The organism is Heyndrickxia coagulans 36D1, assembly GCF_000169195.2.
Lineage (GTDB): Bacteria > Bacillota > Bacilli > Bacillales > Bacillaceae_C > Weizmannia > Weizmannia faecalis.
In genome coordinates this window covers 2,379,765-2,404,911 of sequence record NC_016023.1, presented here as the reverse complement: position 1 = coordinate 2,404,911, position 25,147 = coordinate 2,379,765, and the positions used below count along the sequence as shown (strand labels likewise).

The following is a 25,147-nucleotide window of genomic DNA, read 5'->3' as shown; positions in this document are numbered from 1 at the left end:
GTTTCAAGCCATACATGAAAGGATGATGGTACATGTACAAGCATATTGCCATTGCATACGATGACTCAGAGGGGAGCCGGAAAGCGCTGGACAGAGCCTGTTCATTGGCCCTTGCCTTAAGAGATATAAAATTATCCGTTGTCCACGTGAACCAGGAAAGTGAAGTGGCAGCACCGGTACCGGATGAAAACATCGGCGTGCCGCCAACCATTTCCGTGCCGGGGCTGGACGGTCGGGTTTACCCGGTTGACCCACCGCCGGTTGATGAACCTTCCACACAGCAATTCATCTTAAACGATGCGGAGGAAGTCATGAATCATGCCCGCGAATTATTAGATGCAAAAGGGGTCAAAGCCGATACCCATATTTTAGAAGGCAAGGTGGCCGACAGCATCATTGATTTCGCCCGCAACGAGAATGTAGACTGCATCATTACTGGAAGCAGCGGAAAAAATGCTGTGAAAAGTCTATTCATTGGAAGTGTGAGCAAAAGCCTTGTAAAAAATGCGGAGGTGGATGTGCTTGTCGTGAAATAACCAACCATCGGCACCGCTAATGGCAAAAATGGAAGGGAAACAACTATTTTGACAATAGACAAAAAATTGTATCCCTATAAACGATAACAGATTGGCAAACATGATCGCATTCTGGTGGAAAACCGTGGCGGACGTACAGGAAAGTCGCAATTCCAGAATGCTTTTTTGTATTCTTTGATAAACGTCCAAACTTCTGTCTTCCGTCTTGCATACATTAACATTGCATGACGGAAAGATGGAGGTGAAAAATATGGGCTTTTGGGGCTGCGGATACGGCGGCTATGGCGGTGGCTATGGCGGCGGATACGGCAACAGCTTTGCGCTGATTGTTGTACTGTTTATTCTGCTGATTATTGTAGGTGCCGCATACCTGTTCTAAGAACCGAGGCCCGGCCTTATTGGGCTTGGGCCCGGCTTCTTTTTCCCAAACGCTTATAAGAAAACCATTCGTACGGTTTCTACATACCACTCCCGCACTGTTCCACCGGCTTGCCGCAGCTGCATGTCTTTTCAAACAATCAAACTTTTCCTACCTGATTTGCACTGGAAGAAACGGTTGCTGCCGGACTGCCCTTTCCATCGTAAAGATGACATGCGACATAATGGTGGTCTTCAATCTCCAGCCATTCCGGTTTTACACTTGCACATATATCCATTGCTTTCGGGCATCTTGTCCGGAATACACACCCGCTCGGCGGCGTAACCGAGCTCGGGATTTCCCCTTTTAAAATAATTCTTTCCCTTTTATCTTCAATTTTCGGATCCGGAATCGGAATGGCCGACAGCAACGCTTCCGTGTAAGGATGCAGCGGTTTGCGGTACAGGCTCTTGCTCTCCGTCAATTCGACTAGATGGCCGAGATACATGACGCCGATCCGGTTGCTGATATGCTTTACCATCGATAAATCATGGGCAATAAACAAGTAGGTGAGGTTTTTTTCCCTTTGCAGTTTTTTCAATACATTGACAACCTGGGCCTGGACAGAAACATCCAGTGCGGAAATCGGCTCATCGCAAATCACAAACTCCGGGTCAAGCGCGAGCGCCCTTGCAATCCCGATCCGCTGCCGCTGCCCCCCGCTGAATTCATGCGGGTACCGGCCTGCATGCTCTCTGTTTAGCCCGACTTCTTCGAGCAATTCATATATTCTTTCAAGCTCTTCACGTTTGCTTTTATAAATGCCATGGACTTCAAGCGGTTCAGCAAGGATCTCGCGGACAGTGGAACGGGGATTCAGAGAAGCATACGGATCCTGAAAAATCATTTGGACATTTCTTTTCATCAGAAAACGCTCCCGCTCATCCAGTGCGTGGATATCTTTGCCGCCGTAAAGGATTTGCCCTTCAGTTGGGGTGTAAATCCCCATCATCAGCCGCCCTGCCGTCGATTTTCCGCATCCCGATTCCCCGACAAGCCCGAACGTTTCCCCTTTATAAATATCAAAAGAAAGATCGTCCACCGCTTTTAAAAATTGTTTCTTCCCAATCTCAAAATATTTTTTGACATGCTTGACTTCCAACAGTTTTTCCATCATGGTGCACTCCCTTCACCCGGCTGCTGTAACCCGTATTGCTTTTGCGGCAGGTTTGCCGCATTCTTCCGGCCACCAACGCCGCGCTGCACTTCATTCGCAACCAGTTGCGTTGCGGTTTCCCATTGCGCGGCTTTACATCCAGTAACGCCGCGCACAGCATAGTTCTTTTTCGTAAATCGTTCCTTCCATATCCAGCAGTTCAACAGGCCGGCCTGTTTTCGGCGAGTGGAGTAGCTTCCCCTCCCCCGCATAAATCCCGACATGGTGGATGGCGCCTCTTCCTTCCTCATGGGCAAAAAATAAAAGATCGCCGGGTGCGATGCTTCCAAGCGGGACGGCTGCTCCTCCTTTTGCCTGTTCATGAGCGTCACGGGCAATGGTCCTGCCTGTCGCAGCAAGCACCATCGTATAGGAAAATCCTGAGCAGTCATAGCCATATCCGCTCATGCCGCCCCATAAATACGGCAGGCCGAGAAACATTTTTCCGGCGTCAAGCATATACCTGTTCTGGCTGCCGGGACTGCTCCCTTTCAACTGCACATCTTGTTTTTTGAGCGATGCCGGTTTCCCGTGCACCGTTTTTACAACGAACTGGTCCTTTGTTTCATCCACTACAAAAAAACGTGTTTGAAAGCTCACTTCAAATAAAGGGAGTTGATTTTCATCATAGAGCATTGCAAATGGTTTTTTGACGGCACAAACAGCAGCATCTTGCGGCCATCCTTCTCCCTGCTTCAGCTGGCAGCGGGGAACCCAGCCGGGATAGCCGTCCGGATGTTTGCTGGAACGCTGTTCCGGAACAGAAATATACGCCCACTTCCCCTCTGTTTTGTGGACAATGACTTTCCGGCCGTAGAGCACCTGTGTCTGGATTTTATTTTTCCGCCAAAGTTCGTGCCGCTGTTCCAATGAGAGGCCGGTGAGCCACTGCTTCATATTCGCCGGGTTCCGGAGGGCTTCTTCGTCTCCGGCACCCGGTGATTGTGCGGAAGTCCAAACGGTGGCGACAGGGGTATCTACCAAATAAACTTGCTTTCCCATGTTCAACCCCCTTTCCCTCAGATTTCCATGTTGGGCAGTATCAAGCGGGAACTCCCCCGCTTGATACTGCCCATTCTTTTCCATTCGTCCAGACAGCCGGGCTGCGGATAATGCCTGCCATATGGCTCTCATGGGCAAACCGTCCCCTGCCAAAAACAGAACATTATTTTACATTGGCCCATTTCAGTTCAAGATAGCCGACAGGGTGGCGGACAATGCCTGTTACATGATCTTTTTGCAAAAATACCTGGTTGTAAAAATAGAGCGGGAAGATCGGCATGTCGTCAAACAGAATTTTTTCCGCTTCGTGCATCAGCTCGTAACGTTTCGTTTCATTGGTTTCATTTTTTGCCTGCTGGATCAACTGGTCATATTTCTTATTGCCCCATCCAGTCCTGTTCATCGCTTGCCCGGTTGTGAAGCTTTCGAGGAAGTTAATCGGATCCCCGTAATCAGCAAGGAATGAACTGCGGGACAATTGGAATTTCAATTTTTTCTGCTCAGCCTGGAAGACATTCCATTCCATATTGGCAAGTTTTACCTGGATGCCGAGATTTTCTTTTAGCATCTGTTGGATTGTTTCAGCAATTTTTTTATGAACCGGGTCCGTGCTGTAAGTGAGGGTGACCTCAGGCAGTTTCGTATACCCCTCTTCTTGCATTCCCTTTTTCAGGAGGGTTTTCGCTTCTTTTGCATTTGAAGTATACAAATTGCCGCCTTTTTTCCGGAAGTCGTTGCCGTCAGGTTCGGTAAACCCGTAAGAAACAAAACCGTAAGCCGGCTTTTCATCATTTTTTGTGACATATTTGACAATTTGTTTCTGGTCAATGGCCATCGCGAATGCTTTCCGGATATTTTTATTCTGGAACGGTTCTTTATTGACATTAAACCGGTAAAAATAAGTGCCGGCCTGGTCCTCTACTTTCACTTTTCCTTCCTTAAACAGCCGGGCTGCCATATCTGCTGGAACATCTGAAACATCCAGTTCCCCGTTTTGGTACATTTGGTATTCAGTGTTCGGATCGTCAACCTCCGCCCATTTCACTTTATCAAGTTTTACATTTTTGGCATCCCAATAGTTTTCATTTTTTTCCATGATGAAATGATCATCGTGTTTCCATTCTGTGAGCTTAAACGGCCCGTTCGAAACATACGTTTTCGCTTCTGCAAACCATTTCGGATTTTTTTCTGCCACTTTCTCGTTGATCGGGAAGAAAGCAGGGTTTGCGATGACGTTCAGAAAATAAGATTGCGGCCCGGTTAACGTGACTTCCAGTGTTTTGTCATCGGCCGCTTTCACTTTGACGCCGTCTTTTGATCCTTTTCCGGTGTTATACGCCTCCCCGCCTTCAATAAAGTATCCTAAAAATGCGGCAGGCGAAGCAGTTTTCGGGTCGAGCATTCTTTTCCACGCATATTCAAAATCACCCGCTGTCACCGGATCCCCATTTGACCATTTTGCATTGTCCCGGAGGTGGAACGTATACGTCTTGCCTCCATTTGTGACATCCCAGCTTTTTGCAATCGCAGGGTGCGGCTTATTGTCTTTGCCGAGGCGGACAAGCCCTTCCATTAAATTGTTCAGTGCATTCCATGAAACGGAATCGAACCCGATTGGCGGGTCAAATGAGGTGGGCTCAGACCCATTGTTTAAATTTAATACCTTTTCTTTGCTGCTTCCACCCGGACTGTTTTTTGAGCTTGACTGGCTCGTACAGGCAGCAAGCGAAGCAATAAGCGCCAAACTGACAATCATACTCCAAAATTTCTTCATACATTTCCCCCTTTTCTTTTCCGCATTGCGGGCAGCCCTGACCCGTTTGTCCCCCTTGCAGTATCCGGGCGCCGTAAATGCCTGTTTTCTATTTCATCTACAGGCGTACACCCGTAGTTGAAAACGCAAATTTTGCCCGTTCGTCCTGCAGCCAACAATAAACCTGATGGGAAGCTGATTTTTTCGTGCGAAAAGGTTCCACACGGCTGCATACTTCCATTGCCATTGGGCATCTCGCCGTAAACGGGCAACCGGGAGGCGGCGCAAATAAATCCGGCGGCGTACCGGGAATCGGAATCAGTTCTTCCTCTTCCATATCAAGCCTTGGGACCGAGTTTAGCAATCCTTTTGTATAAGGGTGTTCCGGATGATAAAAGATTTCTTCTCTTGTGCCGGTTTCGACAATCTTACCGGCATACATCACCGCTATCCGGTCGGCAACCTGGGCCACAACACCGAGGTCGTGCGTGATCAAAATAATGGATACGCCCGTCTCCCGCTGGATTTTCTTAAACAGTTCAAAAATCTGCGCTTGAATGGTGACATCCAAAGCAGTAGTCGGTTCGTCCGCGATAATGATCTCCGGATTGCAAATCAAAGCCATCGCAATCATGATCCGTTGGCGCATGCCGCCGCTGAACTGGTGCGGGTATTGTTTTAACCGTTCATGCGGGCTCGGAATGCCGACCATGTGCAACATGTCAATGACCGTTTTTTTCGCTGCCTCGCGGGATAGATTTTGATGCTCCTGAACCGCTTCAAGCAACTGGTTCCCGATGGATAAAGTTGGGTTCAGACCTGTCATCGGATCCTGGAAGATCATGGAGATTTCCGCCCCACGGATTTTCCGCATTTGCTTTTCGCTGTATTTTAAAATATCCGTTCCTTTAAAGTGGATCGAGCCGCTTAATTGTTTCACATTATTATTGGGAAGAAGCTTGAGGATCGCTTGCGATGTCACGCTTTTGCCGCATCCGGATTCACCGACAATGGCAAGCGTCTCGCCTTTGTTTAAATAAAAGTTCACCCCGCGCACAGCCTGCACCGTTCCGCCGTATGTCGAAAACGAAACGTGCAGGTCTTCCACTTCCAGAATCTTGTTCATTTCCGTCACCTCCTCAGCTTCGGATCGAGCGCATCCTGCAGCCCGTCGCCAAGCACATTAAATGCGAACATCGTCAGCGAAATAAAGAATGCCGGGAAAAATAAGCGCCACCACTCGCCCGTTAAAATCGCCGACAACCCGTCATCCGCCATCACGCCCCAGCTCGCATGCGGCGCCTGAACCCCCAATCCTAAAAAACTGAGGAATGCTTCACTGAAAATGGCACTTGGCACGGTCAGCGTCATTTGGACAATAATTGGGCCCATTGTATTGGGGAGCAGGTGTTTGCGGATGATCCGTGACGTTTTGGTGCCGAACGTTTTGGAGGCCATTACAAATTCATAGTTTTTTATCTGTAATACCTGGCCGCGGACAATCCTGGCCATGCCGACCCATCCTGTTACGGTAAGCGCAACAATAATTGTGCCGAGCCCCGGCCCCATCACAACCATCAACAAGATCACAACAAGCAAATAAGGAAGGCCGTACAGCACTTCAATAATCCGCATCATCACTTGGTCGGTGCGACCGCCTTTGTAACCTGCAATACCGCCGTATATCACCCCAATGAAAAATTCAATGATAGCCGCCATAAACCCGACAAACAGCGAAATACGCGCGCCATACCATGTTCTTGAAAACATATCGCGCCCGAGCTGGTCGGTCCCGAACCAATGCTCCTTGGAGGGCGGCAAATTCTGGTTCGTTAGTGACAGTTTCGTCACGCTTTCAGGTGCAATCAGCGGGCCGATGATGGCCATCATGATCAAAAGAATCAGCACGACAAGGCCGAGCATCGCGAGCTTATTTTTGGCAAGCCGGTTCCATACATCATGCCAGTATGATATGCCCGGCCTGACAACGGCTTCCTGCATTCCGGCTTCTTTCTTTTTCGGGACAAACCATTCATCCGGAATCTCTGAAATGGTATCCACTCTATCCTGATTGGCTGTTTGCAAGATGTCCACCCCTTATTGCTCTATTTTATGCACCAGATTTTGTGAATCGGGACGATGGTTGTTTTTGCTCGCCTGCACCTTGTGTTACGAAAAGCCAAGGCCCGATACTTATGTAAAGCCGGGCTGCTTCTTTTCGAAACCAGGGCTCACTGTTCTTTTTTATGTAATTTGATCCGCGGATCGAGAATGCCGTACGCGATATCCACGAGAAACAGCATAATAATCAAAAAAATGCTGTAAAATACGGTTGTCCCCATGATGACAGGATAATCCCGATTATTGATGCTTTCGACAAAATACTTTCCCATGCCCGGAATGGAGAATATTTTTTCAATGACAAAGCTTCCCGTCAAAATGCTCGCCGTCAATGTCCCTAAAATGGTAATAACCGGCATCAGCGCATTTCTGAGGGCATGTTTGATGATAATTTTAACAGGAGAAAGACCTTTTGCACGGGCGGTTTTGATGTAATCCTGCGTCAGCACTTCCAATAGGCTTGACCTTGTCAGGCGGGCGATGATGGCCATCGGGCTGACTGCCAAGGCGGCAGTTGGCAGGATCATATGCGCCGGGGATGTCCACGTTGCAGCCGGCAGGATTTTCAGATTGACCGCAAACTCCTGGATTAACATCGTTGCCAGAATAAAGTTCGGAATCGAGATGCCAAGCACGGCGATGGTCATCGCCAGATAGTCGATGATGCCGTTATGTTTTAATGCAGCAAAAACGCCAAGCACGATGCCGGATAAAACTGCAACCAGAAGTGCTGTCATACCAAGTTCGAATGAAACCGGAAAGCCCCTGCCCAGCATGTCGTTTACCGTCTGGGACGGCTGTTTGATGGACGGGCCGTAATCAAATAAAAGAATGGATTTCACATAATACAAATACTGGATATAAACCGGCTGATCCAGATGGTACTGCGCCTCCATATTTCTTTGCACGGCTTCGGATGTATTGCGTTCTTGGTTAAAAGGCGATCCCGGAATGGCCTGCATCATGATAAAAGTCAGGGTGGTGATCACCCACAGTGTGACAACCATGGCGGCAAGCCTTTTGAGTACATACTTTGCCATACGCAGACACCTTCTCACGTTTAAAATGGGCATACTGTTGTGGTATATTTTTATTATTAAATAAATAGACGAAAAATTCAATAGCGTTCAATATTTATTTTAATTCCACAATAGCAATATTTTCGGAATACAGGAAGCGCTTTTATTTTTTCTTGTTCTCCACCGGTAGAAGACAGGAGTTAAGCAAGCGCCTGCAAATTTTCCGGTTTAAAAAATACGAGGAGGCAAGCATTTCATAACAGCAAACGGACTAAACGGTTTTACAGGAAGCGATAAAGGCGGAAAATATTTTCAAGGAAACAGGATCCTTTATGGCGGCCAAAGCTTCAGGATGCCACTGAACGCCAATCATAAAACGGGCATTGCGATTTTCCACCGCTTCAATGATTCCATCAGGCGCACGAGCAGAAACCATAAGCGGCGCTTTCACGGTCCGGACTGCCTGGTGATGAAAAGAGTTTACTTTCATCGTTTCGCTTCCGGCCCATTTTTCCAGTAAACTTCCCGGCAAAACATGGACCGTGTGGGAAAGATGGGAACGGGCGGCCCGCTGTTTGTGCTGCAACAGCGGGGGTTTTCCCTGGCTGTAAATATCCTGGAACATATCCCCGCCGGATGCAACAGCGAGAATCTGGATGCCCCTGCAAATGGCGAGAATCGGCACATCCGCCTGAATCGCAAACCGGCATAGCGCAATCTCAAATGCATCGCGGCCGGGCTCAATTTCACCGAGCCCCGGAACCGGCTCTTCCCCGAACCAGGATGGATCTACATCACCTCCCCCGGAAAGCAGAATTCCGTCCGTTTTGGACAATAATAAAGGGATGTCCGCTTCACCGCCGGCCGGAAGCAATACCGGGACGCCGCCCGCCATGCGGACAGCCTTGATGTAGTCATCAGCCAAATACTGGGAAGTCTGATTGGCACTGCATGTAATGCCGATCACCGGTTTCATTTTTCATCATCCTTTCGCATTTTTTGTATCAACAGCACGGGCGCCTGTCTTTGCGCCCGGTTTTTCTGCCAGGCCCAGCGTGAATGGCCGTGACGTTTATGTTCTTGCTGCTTTCGATATCGCGGATGCCCTTCTTTTTTCGCGCCCGTTATCCCGAAAAAAAGACGAGCGAATTGCCTTTCATTTTGATTTAATGCAAGGCCGTCTGCGACATAGTAAAATAATGCTAAACGGACGATTGGCAAACCTCATGTGAAAAGGATGTGCCTTTTTATGATACATATTATGGCGATGACAAAAGAAAATGTACTGAAAGCCCCCGCTTCCATTGAAGAATTGGAAGGGACCAGCTGGAAATGGTATTGGATTGATTTCGACCAGCCTTCACAAGAAGAAATATTAAAACTGCGCCATCCGCTCGGTTTCCATCCGCTGGCCATCGAAGACTGTATTCATAAGCTGCAACGGCCGAAACTGAATGATTACGAAGACCATGTCTTTTTTGTATTCCAAAGCCTGAATCCCGACAGGCTGCAGAAAGAAGAATTGAACCTGTTTCTCGGGGAGCATTTTGCCGTGACCTTTCACCATCTCCCGTCAAAAGAAATCAGCGAAGTGCGGGATAAGCTGAAAAAAACGGATAAACCGGGCAAATGGGGGCCGGCCATTATTCTTTATGAAGTACTGGACAAGATTGTCGATCAATATTTTCCTTATTTGTATAAGATTGAAGACCGTCTGAATGAAATTGAAGATAACTCAAAAAATGAATCGATGGAGGATCTGCTTACAAGCCTGTATTCAACGAGGCATGATTTGCTTGTGTTAAGGAATACGATTATGCCGATGACGGATCTTGTGTACCGGATGCTGAATTCCCATACGATTCCAGGCATTCAGGAAAAACGCGCGTATTTTCATGATATCCATGACCACTTGCTGAAACTATCCGGGATGGTGGAGTCCAATCGTGAGTTTACGACCGATATCCGGGACAGTTATTTGTCTTTAAACTCACACCAAACGAACCGGGTAATGAAGATTCTTACCATTTTCACTACGATTTTTATGCCTTTAACTTTTATTGCAGGGGTGTACGGCATGAATTTCAAATATATGCCCGAACTGGAATGGAAATACGGTTATTTCGCTACCCTTATTGTCATGTTTCTGATCGGCGCCGGCATGACTTACTGGTTTTTCAAAAAAGGCTGGCTGAAATGAATTTGCAAACACCCCGCATCCGCCCAGAATAAAGCAGGACTGGAACAAGGTGCAAAGCAAAAAAGCGGAGGCGCCTTTTTCAGGCATGGCCTCCGCTTTGGTACACAAAACCCGGTTCCGCCCCGCTCCGGTCCGCCATTTCGTTGGCATGGTCAATATAGCGGTGCAGCGCAAACAGGCATCTTTCAATTACGTTATAGTCATGCGAAAAATGATAAGCATGTAAGACATGCTCAATTTTTTTGGAAAGAAAATCATCTTTCGTCCGCACCATCAAAATCAGCAAATTATCCCATTGCGAGCGGTGTGTGTAATATAAAGCGCGGTCATAATCAATGGGATTCATCCCGGCTCCCCCTTTCTTGTGCATTTGCTTGAAAAAAGCAAATCCTAATAAAAGGAGTCAACATTATTGTATGTGTTTTTCCTGATTTTGCGCGCTGAAAAACTTGCCTGGAGGGAAAACAAAAGGCTGTTATCATTTGGAATGCATTTTGCTGGTTTTCAGCCCGTGGCAAGCTTTTATGCAGCCGGGTCAGAATCATTCGGATCTTTTTTACCGGAAATAACGGGTGATTTCCAGTGCTTTGTCGCCTGCTCGTGCGCGGGCTGTTTCATTTCTCGTGATCATGCGAAAATCCTTCTTTGTGTCCTCATGTTTTTTCCCTTTCATTCATACATTGGAAAAAAGGGTGACTTTTAAAGGGAGGAACATTTCATGCGTGATCATGAAAGCCTGCAATATGCGATTGATGAGATAACGGAAATCGCGTCCGGTTTTGGGCTTGACTTTTACCCGATGCGCTACGAAATCTGCCCGGCGGATATTATTTATACTTTTGGCGCTTACGGCATGCCGACCAGGTTTTCGCACTGGAGTTTCGGTAAGCAGTTTTTCAAAATGAAGTTACAGTATGATCTCGGGCTGAGTAAAATTTATGAGCTTGTCATCAATTCCGATCCGTGCTACGCCTTTTTGCTGGATTCCAACACGCTTGTTCAAAACAAGCTGATTGTGGCGCATGTTTTGGCGCATTGTGATTTTTTCAAAAACAATGTCCGTTTTCAAAACACGAAGCGTGATATGGTGGAGAGCATGTCTGCAACGGCGGAAAGAATCCGGGCATATGAGCTGAAATACGGTAAAAAGGAAGTGGAGCAATTTATTGATGCCGTGCTTGCAATTGAAGAGCATATCGACCCGTCGCTCATGCGGCCGAAATTGAACTGGAGCATGGAAGACGCGGAAGAATGGGATGAGGAACCGAAACGCAAAGAGGGACCTTATGATGAATTATGGTCGCTTGATGAGAAAAAGCCGGAACAAAAAGCAGTGAAAAAAACGAAAAAGTTCCCGCCACAGCCGGAAAAAGATATTGTCCTTTTTATTGAACAATACAGCCGGGAATTGACGGAATGGCAGCGTGACATTATGACCATGATCCGCGAAGAAATGCTCTATTTCTGGCCGCAGCTCGAGACAAAAATCATGAATGAAGGGTGGGCCTCTTTCTGGCATCAGCGGATCATGCGCGAACTTGATTTGACAACAGATGAAGCAATTGAATATGCGAAACTGAATGCGGGCGTTGTCCAGCCGTCCAAAACCGGCATCAATCCGTATTATTTGGGAATCAAAATTTTTGAAGATATTGAAGAACGCTGGAACAACCCGACGGAAGAAATGAAAAAACGGGGCATACGGCCTGGGACCGGGCGTGAAAAAATATTCGAAGTGCGCGAAATTGAAAGCGATATTTCATTTCTGCGCAATTACTTGACAAAAGAACTGGCCACAAGGGAAGATATGTATTTGTTCCAAAAACAGGGGCGGGACTATAAAGTGGTGGACAAAGAGTGGGAACATGTACGCGACCAGCTTGTCAGCATGCGGGTAAACGGCGGTTTCCCATATTTGACCGTTACGGACGGAGACTACCGGAAAAACGGGGAATTGTATATTAAACACTGGTATGAAGATATTGAACTTGATTTAAAATACCTGGAAAAAGTGCTGCCCTACCTTTACCAGTTATGGGGCAGAAATGTCCACCTCGAAACGGTTGTGGAAGAAAAGCCGATTGTCTTCTCTTATGACGGAAGAAGCGTGCAACGGAAATACATGTAAAAAACACGAGCCCTCCGCTCAATAAAAAAACAGCTTTCATGATTGGGACGCAGCATACCAAAAAGCGGCGAAAAACCATTTGATTTTCCGCCGCTTTTTAGCTATTTTATTTTTTCTACAACCGGAGTTCAATAATCGGCCTTGTAAATTTCCGGATATAGTAACTGCCGAGAAATAAACAGATGCCAAGTGAAAAAACAATCAGCAACAGGTAATTGCCCGCCAGCCAGTCAAGCACATTGGGGGAAGCGGCTGCTTCTATTGTCTTAATGATAAAACCGTGCAGCAAATACACATAAAGCGTGCGCTCGCCGATTTTTGTCCACTTGTACCCTTTGCTCGGGATTAACAGGAAGAACCCGAGAATAACAAGCAGCGTGACAGCATATTGTACCAGCCGGATTAGCCCGCTAAACCAATATTCCATCCCCATGCCGGCGTAAGAGGTATCGCCAAGGAGCCACGGCACAGCATCTTTCGGGAAAAACTGGCCGGTTGCAAGCGTGACGGCACACAAAATCAAAATGCCGGCTGCCGGCGCGTAAGGTATATTGCGCATTTTTTGCAAATGCTTCCCTTCCAGCAAAAATCCGAGCAGAAAATACGGAAAAAATACGAACGTGCGGGAGAGGCTCAGAAAACTTCCGGCCTCATCCCAGTAGCCAATCCCTATGCCGAGCGCCGCCGCAGCCGCGAGACCGAAAAAGTGGAAGCGGGCAAACAGATGGAGCAAAAGGTTCCAAAAAAACAAGCTCAGCAAAAACCATAATGTCCAGTGCGGTTTCAGAAAATTTACTGTCAGGTGCGATTCTTCGCCTGTATAGTAATAATAAACGGAATAAATACATTGAAAAATGAAATACGGGACCAAAATCTTTTTAAAGGATTTTGAAATATGGCCTTTTTTTCGGTATCCTTTTGAAAAATAGCCTGAAATAAGAATAAATGCTGGCATATGAAACAGGAAAATGACGGTATACAGCGTAAAGAGGAAATTGTCTTCGGTTTTAAACGGGCTGATCAGATGCCCGAGAACGACAAGATAAATCAGAATAAATTTTGCATTGTCAAAATACGAATTTCTTTTTCCTGCTGACATCTGCCATCCCCCGTTCCTGTTGTACAGCAAGTATTGCGATGTCGACGTCTTCCGTTTTCTATACCCCCTGTACGGGAAAATGAATCAATATTCATGCAGGAAACCCTGCGGTTCCTATTATACAAACTTTATATTACAAAACGGTAAAAATTTATTTAAACCATGAAGATTTTTAACAGCATTGCAAAAAGGCCGGTCACCGGCCTTTTTGATCACAAATATGGTTGGTTTGTTTTGTGCAAGGGGCGGGCAGCATCTGTGACGTTCGGTCAAACCGCCGGAAACCCCTCTTGCCTGCTTGTATTGCTTAAATTCCGCTCCCGGCTTTTTGCCCGGCAAATTGCGCAGTTAAATCCGTGTAAATTGTTTTCGCCATTACTTTATAACCTTCTGCTGTTAAATGGATGCCATCATCACTGATCAAGTCCTTCAGGTCACCGGCTTTTTTGATCGCTGTCCGGACATCAATGGCCGGGACGTTCAACTGGTTGATGAGTTTTTTCAGGCACCTGTTATATTGGCCGTGCCAGTGTTCAATACCGCCCGACAATCCGATCCAGTGGCCGATGCTTTTCCCAAAGCGTGCACTGATGGACTGGTAGTAGCGTTTCGGGTCAAGCGGCGGGAGCGTCAGCAAAATGGGCGTAATGCCCTGTTCTTTTACGGTTTTGACTAGATGCCTGATATTGTTCGCATATCGCTCAAGGGGTACAACCGGGACATGCGTATCATCCGGTTTCTCTGCTACTTCGTTCCATTTGAAATTGCAGTCATTACCGCCAATACAGATCAGCACGGCATGGGGATGCTCGCCGATCACATCCTTGTCGAGACGCCGAACAAGCAGGTCGGAATTATCATTGAACACGCCTTTATTAACAATCTCTGTGCTGCTGTCACCAAAATACTGCTGAAGTACTGTGGGATAATTGTCTTTTAAAATCCGGAGCCTTCCTTTTATACAAGTGACACCTCTTGTAATACTATCCCCGAAACAAACAATTTTCATTTGAGGCCCTCCCTTGAATGCATAATCATGCAAAAAGTCAGAATGATAGACATATTTTATTGTAAACTTGCCGGGCTTATTCGACAAGTGATTGTACTGCCCGCGGGCGAACGCTCTCCGCTTCTCATTGTCCAGGTGCGGGGGCTGTCGGCTTGTGAATTTCCAGTCCCCTCTCCTACGATAGGCGGGCGACGATTCATCGTGTTTCCTTTCGCTCGGCCGAAGACGATAAAATCCGTACGCCGCTGTACAGTCGCCTCCGCCTTTCTTTGTCCGGCTGTTGCTCCTAGCCCATCGAGTGGAATAACCCGTCCATCATGAAGCGCATGTCTATTCCGGCCGGAACAGTCGCCAGGCTGAACAGTCGCCTCCGCTTTTCATTTTTTGGGATGGATACTATAATTTACAAGGAAGGGATTGATGAAGGAGGTAAGGGATTGAGTAGAGGACGGAGGGAAGAGATTTGGTTTTTTGCCTGGGCGGTTTCGGTCGTTGCTACGCTCGGCAGTCTTTATTTTTCGGAAATTAAGGGGTATGAACCGTGCGAACTGTGCTGGTACCAGCGCATTCTCATGTATCCAATGACGGTCCTGATCGGGATGGCCGTTGCCAGGAAAGATACCCGCATGTCGCTTTATACCGCTGTTTTGTCCGGAATCGGCATGTGTGTGTCACTTTACCATTACTGTCTGCAAAAACTTGCTTTTTTTTCGGACAGGCTTCCTGCATGCGGCCGCATCCCCTGTACGGCGGAATACATCAACTGGTTCGGCTTTATCACCATCCCCTTTTTGGCTCTCACAGCATTTGTCCTGATTTTTATTTCAAGTCTCATCGTTTGGAAGCAGGCTGGCACTTCCAAGTAAACACAACTGGAGGATTATCATGAAAAAAATTATCCTTTTTTTGGCCATTGTTCTCATTGTTTTTGGCGGGATTGCCGGAATCACAAAGTATAAGCAATCCCAGCAGGCGAAAAACAATCCGTATGCACCCGCAAAAAGTGTAAGCAAATTATCGGCGGAAACGCGTGACCAGCTGGATGACCCTCTTTACCAGAATATTATTTTGCCAAAAGAACTGAACCGTGATTTAAAATCCGGCAAAGATGTCACCGTTTATTATTTCATGCCGACCTGCCCGCATTGCAAACGGACGACGCCTGTTGTATCACCGCTCGCGAAAGATATGGGCATCGATTTGAAGGAATTTAACCTGACTGAATTCGAAAGCGGCTGGGATGACTACAAAATCAAAGCGACACCGACGATCGTCCATTACAAAAACGGCAAAGAAGCCGCACGCCTTGTCGGAGAGCATACAAAACAGGAGTTCCGCCAATGGTTTAAAGCACATGTAAAAAAATAAGGCTGCGTGCTTGCAAGGAACCCTCAAAAAAATAATGCCCGGTTTTTCCGGGCATTATTTTTTACACAAGCAGGCGATTGGCTGCTTTTTTAAACATACTGAACGTATCCGTATGCTTCTTCTGAAAATGGGAAAACGAAAAAGGAAAATGCAAACCAAACTGTTCAAGCGTAAATTTATTAAATTCAAACAGGCCGGCGTAATGCTCGTCCCGCTTATTCTCTTCCGTTTCCAAAATGGAAATGATGGTCTGCAGACTGGCAATCATCTGATACCCTGCTTTTAAAGTGCCGATTTGTTCTGTTGGGTCATCCGGCAGGGCAAGCACCCTGTCGCGCTGGAATGCGGTGATCTCCTCATCCGTAAAGTAATCAGGAAATACTTCTGTAAACATATGGCGGACCAATTCCGCGATCTTATCCATCTGTTCTTCCGTAGCAGCATAAACGATCTTCACAGCAGTCCCACCCTTTTTGAAAAATCCATATGTAAGCCAAATCATAGGCGCAATATAAGTACAGCATAGCATAGGAAAACGGGAAAAAAGTATGGTAAATGTGACCATGGCCCTGCCCCCTAAAAAGATTGGATTTTTTCTGAAAAAGCGGGACAAAAGCCCAAGCCTCATAGCCGGACTTTCTTCCAACAAAGCAACCTGTTTTTAGCTTTTTGACGAAAGTCGAAAATTGGAACCGTATACAAAATTTTATTTTCGACATTCTTCTTTTATCTTCGCAGGAAATCAGATAAAATAAAGACGTTTGATAATGAAAAGGATATGAGGAGGATCTTACATGGTATTTAAAAACAAGAAAGACAAGTTTACAGTGCTGTTTGGCCATATTTCGACCAACCTCCGGGAAGCCACCAATTACTTTGCCGACTATAAAATCCATAATAAAGACGATTTAAAAATTTTTACTGAAAAAATGAAAGAATACGAAACGACCGGGGATACTTACGTCCATGACATGATTCTGGAACTGAACGATGCCTTTATCACCCCGATTGAACGGGAAGACCTTTTGTCACTAACGAACAGCCTCGATGACGTGCTGGACGGCATTGAAGAAGTTTCCGGATTATTTGAACTGTACAATATTTACCAGGCGGACGATTTTATGGTCGAATTTGTTGAAATGATCCGCCGCTGTACCGACGAAATTGAAAAAGCAATTGACATCCTTTTTTCGAAAAAACTCGACAAGATCCGCCCGCATGCCATTAAAATTAAAGAATTTGAATTCCATTGTGACGAAATTTTAAGAAAATCATTAATTCACCTCTTTCAAAACGAAAAAGACCCGATTCGCCTGATCAAATATAAGGATTTGTATGAAAAGATGGAAGATGTGGCCGACTACTGCCAGACGGTGGCCAACATTTTAGAGACGATTATCATGAAAAATGCGTGAGGAGTCTGCTGAATGGATAGCATTTTAGTATTAACTGTCTTAATAGTAATTTTTGGATTTGGATTCGACTTCATCAATGGATTCCATGACACGGCTAACGCGATTGCAACGGCCGTTTCGACAAAAGCATTAAAACCCCGGCATGCGATCGTAATGGCCGCGCTTATGAATTTTCTCGGCGCCATTTCTTTTACAGGTGTTGCCGAGACCATTACGGAAAGTATTGTAAACCCGTTCACCCTTGCAAACGGACAGGTGGTCATTTTGTCCTCACTGATGTCAGCGATTATTTGGAATTTGATTACATGGTATTTCGGCATTCCGAGCAGTTCTTCCCATGCCATCATCGGATCCATTGCCGGCGCGGCGATTGCCTCGTCAGGTTTTCATGTAATCGAATATCGTGGTTTTATCAGCATTATTGAAGCCTTAATTTTATCCCCGATCCTCGCTTTTACGGTCGGTTTTACGGTTTACAGCATTTTTAAAGTTGCATTTCAGAATTTTAAGCTTGCGAAAACGAACCGACACTTCCGGCTGATCCAAATTTTCACCGCCGCTCTCCAGTCTTACTCCCATGGGACAAATGATGCCCAGAAATCGATGGGGATTATCACAATGGCTTTGATTGCCAACCATTATATTGCCGAGAACCATATTCCATTCTGGGTCCAGGTCGGTTGTGCGGCGGCAATGGGGCTTGGGACATCGATCGGCGGCTGGCGGATTATTAAAACGGTCGGCGTCAATATTATGAAGATCCGGCCGATTAACGGGGTTGCAGCCGACTTGAGTTCAGCTTTCATTATTTTTGGTGCAACATTTATACACTTGCCGGTCAGCACCACCCATGTCATTTCTTCTTCCATTCTCGGGGTTGGTTCGGCCCACCGAATTAAAGGGGTCAAATGGGATACTGCAAAAAGAATGGTGATCACTTGGGTCATTACCCTTCCGATTTCAGCCGTTTTATCCGGTGCGATTTATCATATTGTAAACCTTTTTTGGTAAAACGGGGTGAAAAAAGAGCAGCGTTAAGCATGCTCTTTTTATATGCAAAAGAAATTTACATAGACAATTGAAAAATTTCCATTTTATGATACATTTTTAATAAACCATTCAGAACTGCGAGGGATAGATGTGAGAATCGAAGACATATACCGGAACTTGCCACTGCTTGAAACGGACCGGCTTGTTTTAAGAAAGCTCAAGCGGGATGACGTGCTCGATTTATTTTCCTATGCGTCAAGAAGTGAAGTAGCAAAATACGTGACGTGGGATGCACACCGGTCTGTCCGCGATTCGAAAAATTTTATAAATTTTGTGCTCAGCCAGTACCGCGAACACAAGATTGCCCCCTGGGGAATTGAAGACAAAGAGACACGAAAGCTGATCGGGACGGTCGATTTTGTATGGTGGAAGCCGGAAGAAAGGACGGCCGAGATTGGCTATGCCCTTTCTCCTGAGCACTGGGGAAAAGGCATCATGACAGAAGCCGCTAAAAAGCTGATTGCTTTCGGGTTTGAACACATGTATTTGATCCGCATCCAGGCCCGCTGTTTTGCAGAAAATATCGCGTCGGCCCGCGTCATGGAAAAAGCCGGCATGACCTATGAAGGCACTTTGCGCAAAGCCGTTTATAGAAAAGGAAAACATTGGGATCTCAAAATCTATTCCATTTTAAGAGAAGAGCATTTTTAACGGCCATAGCATGAAGGAAAGGAGATATCCCTATGGAATGGACAATAGACGACAGAATTTATGATACATTTTGGGAAGCTGAGGAAGTAGGATTCTCCAGTGTTAGTGATATGGGGGAAGGAAGAGGATTCATTACGCCTGATTTGAAAGTTGCAAGTGTCCTTTCCTACGCTTTATGTGGATTACCGGATGTAACATACCTTGTTCATACAGAAGAATTTTTGGAAGATGGCATTCTTAAATAGGGCTTGCTGAATAAGTGAAATTCCTAGATTTGGCAAGGCTGCTGACAGCTTTGGCCACCATTTAAATGCATGGGTTTTACAACAAATCCAGGGAAATGCCTGCACGTGAAATCCGATTCAACGTATGGAGAAGATCAAATCACCCCTTTTCGCAAAAGGATTCTTCTATATTTTGAGACAGATGTTGTAGATAAATTGGGCACAAACTCAGCGTCGGATTCGTTCAGCAAGCCCTAAATATAAGATATGGGTAGAAAACTTATGAGATCACAGCACGCGGCACACACAGAATCAGGTGAATCACCCGTTATCAGCACCCGCAAAAATAAGGGGCCCGCATCAGCCGTTGTGCAGCCCCTTTCTTCTTATGCCAAAGCTTTGTCTGCTTCCTTTGAAAAGAAACTTTTCATCGCATGGAAAACATCTGCTTTTTGTTTCAGCACGTAATATTTAAATTTCTCATCTTTAATATTTTTATAGGCCGACATGAGGGTGCTATGGCGGTTGTACTGGTTCACTTCCCCGTAGTAGAACATATTCGAGACTTTCATAATTTCCTGGACAAGTTTCACGCAGCGCGCATTGTCTGATGTCAGGTTGTCGCCGTCCGAAAAATGGAAAGGATAAATATTAAAGCGGTACGGGTCATATTTTTCATTGATCAGGCTGAGCGCTTTCCGGTAAGCCGATGAACAGATCGTGCCGCCGGACTCCCCTTTTGAAAAGAAATCTTCCTCTGATACGACTTTTGCCTCTGTATGGTGGGCGATAAATTCAATTTCCACGGTCTCGTATTTCGTCCGCAAAAAACGCGTCATCCAGAAGAAAAAGCTGCGCGCCATATACTTTTCCCATATCCCCATACTTCCACTTGTATCCATCATCGCAAGGACAACCGCTTTTGATTCCGGTTTTTCCACTTCATTCCATGTGCGGAATTTGAGATCTTCCGGCACGATCGGGTGAAAGGCCGGTTTGCCATTCATCGCATTCCTTTTAAACGCCGACATCATCGTCCGTTTTTTATCAATATTGCCCATTAGCCCCGTTTTCCGGATATCGTTAAACTCAATCGCCTCTACCGTGTTCTCATCTCGCTCTTTCCTTTGAAGATTTGGCAGTTCCAATTGGCTGAACAATGCTTCCTCGATTTCCATCAGAGATACTTCCGCTTCATAATAGTCTTCTCCCGGCTGGTCGCCTGCTCCCTGGCCTTTGCCCGGTCCCTGCTCGGGGGAACCGTCGCGTGCAATGATATCACCGACTTTGGAATCGCCCTGGCCCTGGCCGACATGTTTATTTTTATCATAATTATAGCGAATTTTATATTCGTCCAATGACCGGATCGGTATTTTGACAACATCCCGGCCGTCTGACATAATGATGCTTTCTTCCGTAATTAAGTCGGGCAGATTGTTGCGGATGGCTTCCTGGACCTTTTCCTGATGGCGGACCTGGTCATCATGCCCTTTGCGGTGGAGCGACCAGTCTTCCTGTGAAAGAACAAAATGCTTCTGATCCTGTTTATCCATGCTCATCCTCCCTTTTTTGAAAAATTTGCCGAGAATTTCGCCGTCACCATACCGGATATCCTAACATATGCTATTTTGGCGTTTAAAAACTTGGATCATCACATTTAAGATTACTCTATCTTATGCAATAAGGCAGAATATTTGACATTTTTCTTTTAGAAACAGGCTAAAGCCGGATAAGGAAAAAACCGGGCTGATATCGCCCGGCTTCCGGCTGCCGGATTACCGGTTCAGCAAGCTCCCGACATAGCGCAGCAGTTCATTGGCCGATGTGGAATTATAGCCGTAATCATCAATTAAACGCGCCACCACTTCATTGATCTTCTTCAACTGCTGTTCATCCGGCGTTTTTGTGGATGTTGTAATCTTGACAACGTCTTTTAAATCCGCAAACAATTTTTTCTGGATGGCTTCACGGAGCCGGTCGTGTGAATTATAATCAAACCGTTTCCCTTTTCTCGCATAAGCCGAAATGCGGATGAGGATTTCTTCCCGGAACGCTTTCTTCGCATTTTCCGAAATGCCGATCTGTTCTTCGATCGACCGCATCAGTTTTTCATCCGGATTAATTTCTTCGCCTGTTAAAGGATCATGCAGCTTCACTTTGTTGCAGAATGCTTCTACATTGTCGAGATAATTGTCCATCAGCGTTTTCGCCGATTCTTCATACGAATATACAAATGCTTTCTGCACTTCTTTTTTGGCAATTTCATCGTATTCTTTCCGCGCTAAAGAAATGAAATTCAAATACTTCTCTTTCAATTCCGGGGTAATCGACGGATGCTGGTCAAGCCCTTCCTTCAATGACAGAAGCACATCGAGGGCATTGATGGATTTCATTTCTTTTTTGATGATTGTAGAGGAAATACGGTTGATGACATAGCGCGGATCAATCCCGAACATGCCTTCATCCTGGTATTCATTTTTCAGTTCCTTTACATCCTGTGAATTGTACCCCTCTACTGCCATCCCGTCATACAAGCGCATTTTCTTAAGCAAATCGATATCCGCCCGCTTCGGTTCGCGCAACCTTGTTAAAATGGTAAACATCGCCGCAACTTTCAGCGTATGCGGAGCGATATGAATATCCGCCACATCGCTTTCCCGGATCATTTTTTCATAAATTTTCTCTTCCTCGGTTACCCGCAAATTATACGGAACCGGCATGACAATAATCCGTGAGTGCAAAGCTTCGTTTTTCTTATTGGCAATAAAAGAGCGGTATTCGGTCTCATTCGTGTGCGCGATGATCAATTCATCAGCAGAAATCAGCGCAAACCGGCCTGCTTTAAAATTTCCTTCCTGCGTCAGCGACAACAGATGCCAGAGAAATTTCTCATCGCATTTGAGCATTTCCTGAAATTCCATAATGCCGCGGTTGGCCTTGTTCAGTTCGCCGTCGAAACGGTAAGCGCGCGGATCCGATTCGGAACCGTACTCGGCAATGGTCGAAAAATCAATGCTGCCGGTTAGATCCGCGATATCCTGCGATTTCGGATCCGACGGGCTGAACGTGCCGATCCCCGTCCGCTTGTCTTCGGAAAAAAAGATCCTTTCAACGAGCACGTCTTCAATCCTTCCGCCATACTCTTCCTCCAGCCGCAGCATATTCAAAGGAGACAAATTGCCTTCAATCCGGATACCGTATTCCTCGTAAAAATCCGCCCGCAAATGTTGCGGAATCAAGTGAAGCGGATCTTCATGCATTGGGCAGCCTTTGATGGCAAATACAGCGCCCTGTTCAGTCCGCGAATACGCTTCAAGGCCCCGTTTTAACATTGTCACAAGCGTCGATTTTCCGCCGCTTACAGGTCCCATCAACAATAAAATCCGTTTTCTGACATCCAGCCTTTTCGCAGCCGGGTGGAAATATTCTTCCACCAATTTTTCAAGCGCCTCTTCCAAACCGAATAATTGATGGCTGAAAAAACGGTATTTTTTTACTCCGTCCACTTCCTCCACACCGGCATCCTTAATCATATTGTAAACTCGGGAATGAGCGGATTGTGCAACCCATGGCTTTTCTTTTAGCAAGTCAAGATACTCCCTGAACGTTCCTTCCCATCTCAGTTTTTCCTCTTCTTCACGGTAGTTTGTGAGTTTCCTCAGAATATCCATTTCGTACCTCCCCTTAGTCTTGTTGAAGAGACGTTTATATAATCTATGCCCCCAAGCGAGGGAACATGATAAAAAGAGACAACCTTATTCGGGACGAACGGACAGCGATAAACGCGAAAAACGAATAGGAAAAATTTCGTTTAGGGAGATTCTGGTGGATAAGGTACGTTCAAAAATTGAAAATAGGTGCATCTTTCAGTGAAATGGGCTATAATGAGGGGCAAAGAAGGAAAAACAGGGAGGATATCGAAGTGAAAACGTTCCTTATTATATTGGTAGCGATTTCATTCTTGTCCGCCATTTTCACGGCTGGATACGAAGACAAAGGGGAAAACTTCCGCGAGCAAGAGCCGGAGTATTAAAATGCTGCTCAAAGATTTTTTTGCACCGGGAGTCTTCCGTGGGCAAAAGGCCGGGTGATCCCGACCTTTCCGGCATCGGCGCTTCCACACACGAAAGGGCCGGAGAAATTCAGCCTGGCATATGGCAGGGATTTTGAGCGGGCAAGGCCTAGAAAAAATTGCAGCTTAAAACATTCGGAAGGGATTTTTCACCGGGATCTTTCGTGAGCACGGGCCGGATGATCCGGAGCCGTTTCCGGCATTGGCGCTTCCGCAAACGAAAGGGCCGGGCGATGAATCAGCCCGGCCCTTTGTCATTTTAATCCCGGATACTGCTGCTGCCGCAACGCTTCATATACAAGGATGGCGGCAGTATTGGAAAGGTTCAGTGACCGCACTTTGTCTGTCATCGGAATACGCAGGCAACGGTCCTTATTTTTTTCAATCAAGTCATTCGGCAGCCCCGAGGTTTCCCGGCCGAACATGAAATATAAATTTTTGTCCGGATCGCTGAAATCAAAATCCGTAAACGGCTTTTCGCCAAACGTCTCAATGTAGTATACTTCGCCGTCCGCATTTTTTTCAAAAAATTCTTCCAGTGAATCATAATAGACGATATTCACATGCTTCCAATAATCCAGCCCGGCTCTTTTTAACATTTTATCATCCGTTGAAAAACCGAGCGGGCGGATCAGATGGAGCGTTGTCCCGGTCCCTGCGCAAGTGCGTGCAATATTGCCTGTGTTGGCGGGAATTTCCGGCTGGTACAATACAACATGCAAGCTCAACATTTGTCACCTCGGGACTTATTATAACACGTTTCTCAACTATCATCTTCAATGGTAAAAAACTTGTACTTGATATTCGGCGTATAGGCGGAAGAGTCTTCATACGTCCAGTACCGTTTACGGCTATTGGTCGTATGGGCATTCACAAGCGGCATCCCGTAATAATCATAACCCGTGACAATGAGCGTATGGTCAAACCGGCCGTCCCCCTGGAAATCGATACAAATGACGTCACCGTACTTCAGCTCCTGCGGTGACGAAACTTCCTTTGCGCGCAAACCGGTTTTAGAATACTGCAGGTATGTCTTAAACGAATGTGCAACCGTCCAGCTGTAACTCCAGTTATTGTGCATCATCCACCAGCCCTGTGCCCTGTCCGGGTATCCGCGCATCGGTGCCCCGCCGGCGTGAAGGCATTGCGAGATATAGTTCGTGCAGTCATCCGTAAACGATTTGTAAGCCGGATTAAAACGGTTCCACCACTTTTCCGCATACTGGACAGCTTTCATGCGGTCATACACGTATGCGATCCGTTCGCCGCCAGCTGCTCCAGTTTTCTGCTCCTCATCATCCGGCAGAGGACCGCACCATTCCGGAATGTCCGGCACAAGTTCCTCGTCTTCATAAAGCCTTCCATCGTAAAAAGATGCTTTTCTTTCCTCCACTGCTTCTTCAATGTAAAAAGCCGCTTTTTGTTTGATCATATACTGCATATGCACCGTATAATAAAGAAAGCTGTGGCTTCCCTCCTGGTCAGCCCGGGTTACTTTTGCTTCCGCTTTCACCTTTACAATCCGGGCATCCCGATTTGAAAGCCCCGTCTTTTTTCGTTCAATATCTTCAAATTCCCGCTCTGTTCCTCGCCCGGTAAAGTGAGCAAGCCTGTTTTCAAGATGTGCCTGGATTTGTTCTTTCAATCAGAAAACCCCCTCTCTTCATCACTATATGATGAAAAAATGGGGGAAATCAGTATCTGTATATTTTCGTGCTTTTTGAAAACGCAAAGATTCTTTTGTTTTGCTGAAAATTTGCGTTGGCGCTGCTTTTGGCACATAAAAAAGCGGCAGCCGTTATCAAGGAACGTGATACATTCCTAGAGCTTTCTTGACGCAGTACCGTTCCATGTGACGATTTTTTACCCGTATCCACGAAAGAAGCGGCATCAAAGTTTATCCTGAAATAGGCACCGGCTGATTTT

Annotated in this window: 25 protein-coding genes; 10 read left to right on the top strand and 15 right to left on the bottom strand. The window is 46.2% G+C overall.

Features of this window, described 5'->3' with window-relative positions:
* Positions 1-32 precede the first annotated feature (32 nt).
* Together BCOA_RS28510 and BCOA_RS35640 are read left to right on the top strand one after the other, a co-directional pair.
* Positions 33-536: a universal stress protein gene (locus BCOA_RS28510; protein WP_014097455.1), complete on the top strand. Its 504-nt coding sequence runs from the start codon at positions 33-35 to the stop codon at positions 534-536.
* A 322-nt stretch (positions 537-858) separates the two neighbouring features.
* A complete protein-coding gene (locus tag BCOA_RS35640; RefSeq protein ID WP_272913181.1) occupies positions 859-915 on the top strand; it encodes a YjcZ family sporulation protein in 57 nt (18 codons plus the stop codon).
* 139 nt (positions 916-1,054) lie between these two features.
* Here the strand turns inward: BCOA_RS35640 and BCOA_RS28505 are convergent, their stop codons facing one another.
* The 7 genes from BCOA_RS28505 to BCOA_RS28475 form a co-directional block, all read right to left on the bottom strand.
* Positions 1,055-2,071 (bottom strand): ABC transporter ATP-binding protein, encoded by a 1,017-nt coding sequence (locus BCOA_RS28505; RefSeq protein ID WP_035189515.1) that lies wholly within the window; start codon positions 2,069-2,071, stop codon positions 1,055-1,057.
* Between the two features lie 132 nt (positions 2,072-2,203).
* Positions 2,204-3,112: a C40 family peptidase gene (locus BCOA_RS28500; protein WP_014097452.1), complete on the bottom strand. Its 909-nt coding sequence runs from the start codon at positions 3,110-3,112 to the stop codon at positions 2,204-2,206.
* Positions 3,113-3,275: 163 nt separating this feature from the next.
* Complete coding sequence (locus BCOA_RS28495; RefSeq protein WP_014097451.1) at positions 3,276-4,886, bottom strand: peptide ABC transporter substrate-binding protein; 1,611 nt, start codon at positions 4,884-4,886, stop codon at positions 3,276-3,278.
* 97 nt (positions 4,887-4,983) lie between these two features.
* Positions 4,984-5,991 (bottom strand): ABC transporter ATP-binding protein, encoded by a 1,008-nt coding sequence (locus tag BCOA_RS28490; RefSeq protein ID WP_014097450.1) that lies wholly within the window; start codon positions 5,989-5,991, stop codon positions 4,984-4,986.
* 5 nt (positions 5,992-5,996) lie between these two features.
* Complete coding sequence (locus BCOA_RS28485) at positions 5,997-6,950, bottom strand: ABC transporter permease (RefSeq protein WP_014097449.1); 954 nt, start codon at positions 6,948-6,950, stop codon at positions 5,997-5,999.
* 146 nt (positions 6,951-7,096) lie between these two features.
* Positions 7,097-8,026: an ABC transporter permease gene (locus tag BCOA_RS28480; RefSeq protein WP_014097448.1), complete on the bottom strand. Its 930-nt coding sequence runs from the start codon at positions 8,024-8,026 to the stop codon at positions 7,097-7,099.
* A 250-nt stretch (positions 8,027-8,276) separates the two neighbouring features.
* Positions 8,277-8,981: a gamma-glutamyl-gamma-aminobutyrate hydrolase family protein gene (locus BCOA_RS28475; protein WP_014097447.1), complete on the bottom strand. Its 705-nt coding sequence runs from the start codon at positions 8,979-8,981 to the stop codon at positions 8,277-8,279.
* A 273-nt stretch (positions 8,982-9,254) separates the two neighbouring features.
* Here BCOA_RS28475 and corA point away from each other — a divergent pair, with 273 nt between their 5' ends.
* Positions 9,255-10,205, top strand: coding sequence for a magnesium/cobalt transporter CorA (gene corA / locus BCOA_RS28465; RefSeq protein WP_014097446.1), 951 nt, complete (start codon positions 9,255-9,257; stop codon positions 10,203-10,205).
* Positions 10,206-10,284: 79 nt separating this feature from the next.
* Here the strand turns inward: corA and BCOA_RS28460 are convergent, their stop codons facing one another.
* Positions 10,285-10,551 carry a YhdB family protein gene (locus BCOA_RS28460; RefSeq protein WP_014097445.1) on the bottom strand — a complete coding sequence of 89 codons (267 nt, stop codon included), beginning with the start codon at positions 10,549-10,551 and terminating at the stop codon, positions 10,285-10,287.
* 372 nt (positions 10,552-10,923) lie between these two features.
* Between BCOA_RS28460 and BCOA_RS28450 the strand changes: the two genes are divergently transcribed.
* Positions 10,924-12,333: a SpoVR family protein gene (locus BCOA_RS28450; protein WP_014097443.1), complete on the top strand. Its 1,410-nt coding sequence runs from the start codon at positions 10,924-10,926 to the stop codon at positions 12,331-12,333.
* A gap of 115 nt (positions 12,334-12,448) precedes the next feature.
* Here the strand turns inward: BCOA_RS28450 and BCOA_RS28445 are convergent, their stop codons facing one another.
* Together BCOA_RS28445 and BCOA_RS28440 are read right to left on the bottom strand one after the other, a co-directional pair.
* Positions 12,449-13,432 (bottom strand): acyltransferase family protein, encoded by a 984-nt coding sequence (locus BCOA_RS28445; protein WP_014097442.1) that lies wholly within the window; start codon positions 13,430-13,432, stop codon positions 12,449-12,451.
* 307 nt (positions 13,433-13,739) lie between these two features.
* A complete protein-coding gene (locus tag BCOA_RS28440) occupies positions 13,740-14,441 on the bottom strand; it encodes an SGNH/GDSL hydrolase family protein (protein WP_014097441.1) in 702 nt (233 codons plus the stop codon).
* Positions 14,442-14,878: 437 nt separating this feature from the next.
* On the opposite strand from BCOA_RS28440, the gene BCOA_RS28435 reads away from it, so the two are divergent.
* Both BCOA_RS28435 and BCOA_RS28430 read left to right on the top strand, forming a co-directional pair.
* The gene (locus BCOA_RS28435; protein ID WP_014097440.1) at positions 14,879-15,307 is read left to right on the top strand and encodes a disulfide oxidoreductase; all 429 of its coding nucleotides are present in this window, start codon (positions 14,879-14,881) and stop codon (positions 15,305-15,307) included.
* Positions 15,308-15,326: 19 nt separating this feature from the next.
* Complete coding sequence (locus BCOA_RS28430) at positions 15,327-15,809, top strand: thioredoxin family protein (RefSeq protein ID WP_014097439.1); 483 nt, start codon at positions 15,327-15,329, stop codon at positions 15,807-15,809.
* Positions 15,810-15,870: 61 nt separating this feature from the next.
* On the opposite strand, the gene BCOA_RS28425 is transcribed toward BCOA_RS28430, so the two are convergent.
* Positions 15,871-16,266 carry a YhcU family protein gene (locus BCOA_RS28425; RefSeq protein ID WP_026104608.1) on the bottom strand — a complete coding sequence of 132 codons (396 nt, stop codon included), beginning with the start codon at positions 16,264-16,266 and terminating at the stop codon, positions 15,871-15,873.
* A 337-nt stretch (positions 16,267-16,603) separates the two neighbouring features.
* On the opposite strand from BCOA_RS28425, the gene BCOA_RS28420 reads away from it, so the two are divergent.
* From BCOA_RS28420 to BCOA_RS28405, 4 genes are all read left to right on the top strand, one after another.
* Positions 16,604-17,224 carry a DUF47 domain-containing protein gene (locus tag BCOA_RS28420; RefSeq protein ID WP_014097437.1) on the top strand — a complete coding sequence of 207 codons (621 nt, stop codon included), beginning with the start codon at positions 16,604-16,606 and terminating at the stop codon, positions 17,222-17,224.
* A gap of 12 nt (positions 17,225-17,236) precedes the next feature.
* Entirely contained in the window at positions 17,237-18,235 is a 999-nt protein-coding gene (locus BCOA_RS28415) for an inorganic phosphate transporter (protein WP_014097436.1), read from the top strand.
* Positions 18,236-18,364: 129 nt separating this feature from the next.
* Positions 18,365-18,925, top strand: coding sequence for a GNAT family N-acetyltransferase (locus BCOA_RS28410; RefSeq protein ID WP_014097435.1), 561 nt, complete (start codon positions 18,365-18,367; stop codon positions 18,923-18,925).
* A 32-nt stretch (positions 18,926-18,957) separates the two neighbouring features.
* A complete protein-coding gene (locus BCOA_RS28405; RefSeq protein WP_014097434.1) occupies positions 18,958-19,170 on the top strand; it encodes a hypothetical protein in 213 nt (70 codons plus the stop codon).
* Positions 19,171-19,535: 365 nt separating this feature from the next.
* On the opposite strand, the gene yhbH is transcribed toward BCOA_RS28405, so the two are convergent.
* The 4 genes from yhbH to BCOA_RS28375 all read right to left on the bottom strand — a co-directional run bounded on the left by yhbH (position 19,536) and on the right by BCOA_RS28375 (position 24,866).
* Positions 19,536-20,702, bottom strand: a complete 1,167-nt coding sequence (gene yhbH, locus BCOA_RS28400; protein WP_014097433.1) for a sporulation protein YhbH — start codon at positions 20,700-20,702, stop codon at positions 19,536-19,538.
* Between the two features lie 222 nt (positions 20,703-20,924).
* Positions 20,925-22,820 (bottom strand): PrkA family serine protein kinase, encoded by a 1,896-nt coding sequence (locus BCOA_RS28395; protein ID WP_014097432.1) that lies wholly within the window; start codon positions 22,818-22,820, stop codon positions 20,925-20,927.
* 655 nt (positions 22,821-23,475) lie between these two features.
* Positions 23,476-23,949, bottom strand: a complete 474-nt coding sequence (trmL, locus tag BCOA_RS28380; protein WP_026683962.1) for a tRNA (uridine(34)/cytosine(34)/5-carboxymethylaminomethyluridine(34)-2'-O)-methyltransferase TrmL — start codon at positions 23,947-23,949, stop codon at positions 23,476-23,478.
* Between the two features lie 35 nt (positions 23,950-23,984).
* Positions 23,985-24,866: an amidase domain-containing protein gene (locus BCOA_RS28375; RefSeq protein ID WP_014097430.1), complete on the bottom strand. Its 882-nt coding sequence runs from the start codon at positions 24,864-24,866 to the stop codon at positions 23,985-23,987.
* Positions 24,867-25,147 lie beyond the last annotated feature (281 nt).

Excerpts from the sequence above, each read along its gene's own strand:
- BCOA_RS28510 (WP_014097455.1), top strand. The coding sequence starts at position 33 with ATGTACAAGCATATTGCCATTGCATACGATGACTCAGAGGGGAGCCGG.
- BCOA_RS28505 (WP_035189515.1), bottom strand. The coding sequence starts at position 2,071 with ATGATGGAAAAACTGTTGGAAGTCAAGCATGTCAAAAAATATTTTGAG.
- BCOA_RS28500 (WP_014097452.1), bottom strand. The coding sequence starts at position 3,112 with ATGGGAAAGCAAGTTTATTTGGTAGATACCCCTGTCGCCACCGTTTGG.
- BCOA_RS28495 (WP_014097451.1), bottom strand. The coding sequence starts at position 4,886 with ATGAAGAAATTTTGGAGTATGATTGTCAGTTTGGCGCTTATTGCTTCG.
- BCOA_RS28490 (WP_014097450.1), bottom strand. The coding sequence starts at position 5,991 with ATGAACAAGATTCTGGAAGTGGAAGACCTGCACGTTTCGTTTTCGACA.
- BCOA_RS28480 (WP_014097448.1), bottom strand. The coding sequence starts at position 8,026 with ATGGCAAAGTATGTACTCAAAAGGCTTGCCGCCATGGTTGTCACACTG.
- BCOA_RS28475 (WP_014097447.1), bottom strand. The coding sequence starts at position 8,981 with ATGAAACCGGTGATCGGCATTACATGCAGTGCCAATCAGACTTCCCAG.
- corA (WP_014097446.1), top strand. The coding sequence starts at position 9,255 with ATGATACATATTATGGCGATGACAAAAGAAAATGTACTGAAAGCCCCC.
- BCOA_RS28460 (WP_014097445.1), bottom strand. The coding sequence starts at position 10,551 with ATGAATCCCATTGATTATGACCGCGCTTTATATTACACACACCGCTCG.
- BCOA_RS28450 (WP_014097443.1), top strand. The coding sequence starts at position 10,924 with ATGCGTGATCATGAAAGCCTGCAATATGCGATTGATGAGATAACGGAA.
- BCOA_RS28445 (WP_014097442.1), bottom strand. The coding sequence starts at position 13,432 with ATGTCAGCAGGAAAAAGAAATTCGTATTTTGACAATGCAAAATTTATT.
- BCOA_RS28440 (WP_014097441.1), bottom strand. The coding sequence starts at position 14,441 with ATGAAAATTGTTTGTTTCGGGGATAGTATTACAAGAGGTGTCACTTGT.
- BCOA_RS28430 (WP_014097439.1), top strand. The coding sequence starts at position 15,327 with ATGAAAAAAATTATCCTTTTTTTGGCCATTGTTCTCATTGTTTTTGGC.
- BCOA_RS28420 (WP_014097437.1), top strand. The coding sequence starts at position 16,604 with ATGGTATTTAAAAACAAGAAAGACAAGTTTACAGTGCTGTTTGGCCAT.
- BCOA_RS28415 (WP_014097436.1), top strand. The coding sequence starts at position 17,237 with ATGGATAGCATTTTAGTATTAACTGTCTTAATAGTAATTTTTGGATTT.
- BCOA_RS28405 (WP_014097434.1), top strand. The coding sequence starts at position 18,958 with ATGGAATGGACAATAGACGACAGAATTTATGATACATTTTGGGAAGCT.
- yhbH (WP_014097433.1), bottom strand. The coding sequence starts at position 20,702 with ATGGATAAACAGGATCAGAAGCATTTTGTTCTTTCACAGGAAGACTGG.
- BCOA_RS28395 (WP_014097432.1), bottom strand. The coding sequence starts at position 22,820 with ATGGATATTCTGAGGAAACTCACAAACTACCGTGAAGAAGAGGAAAAA.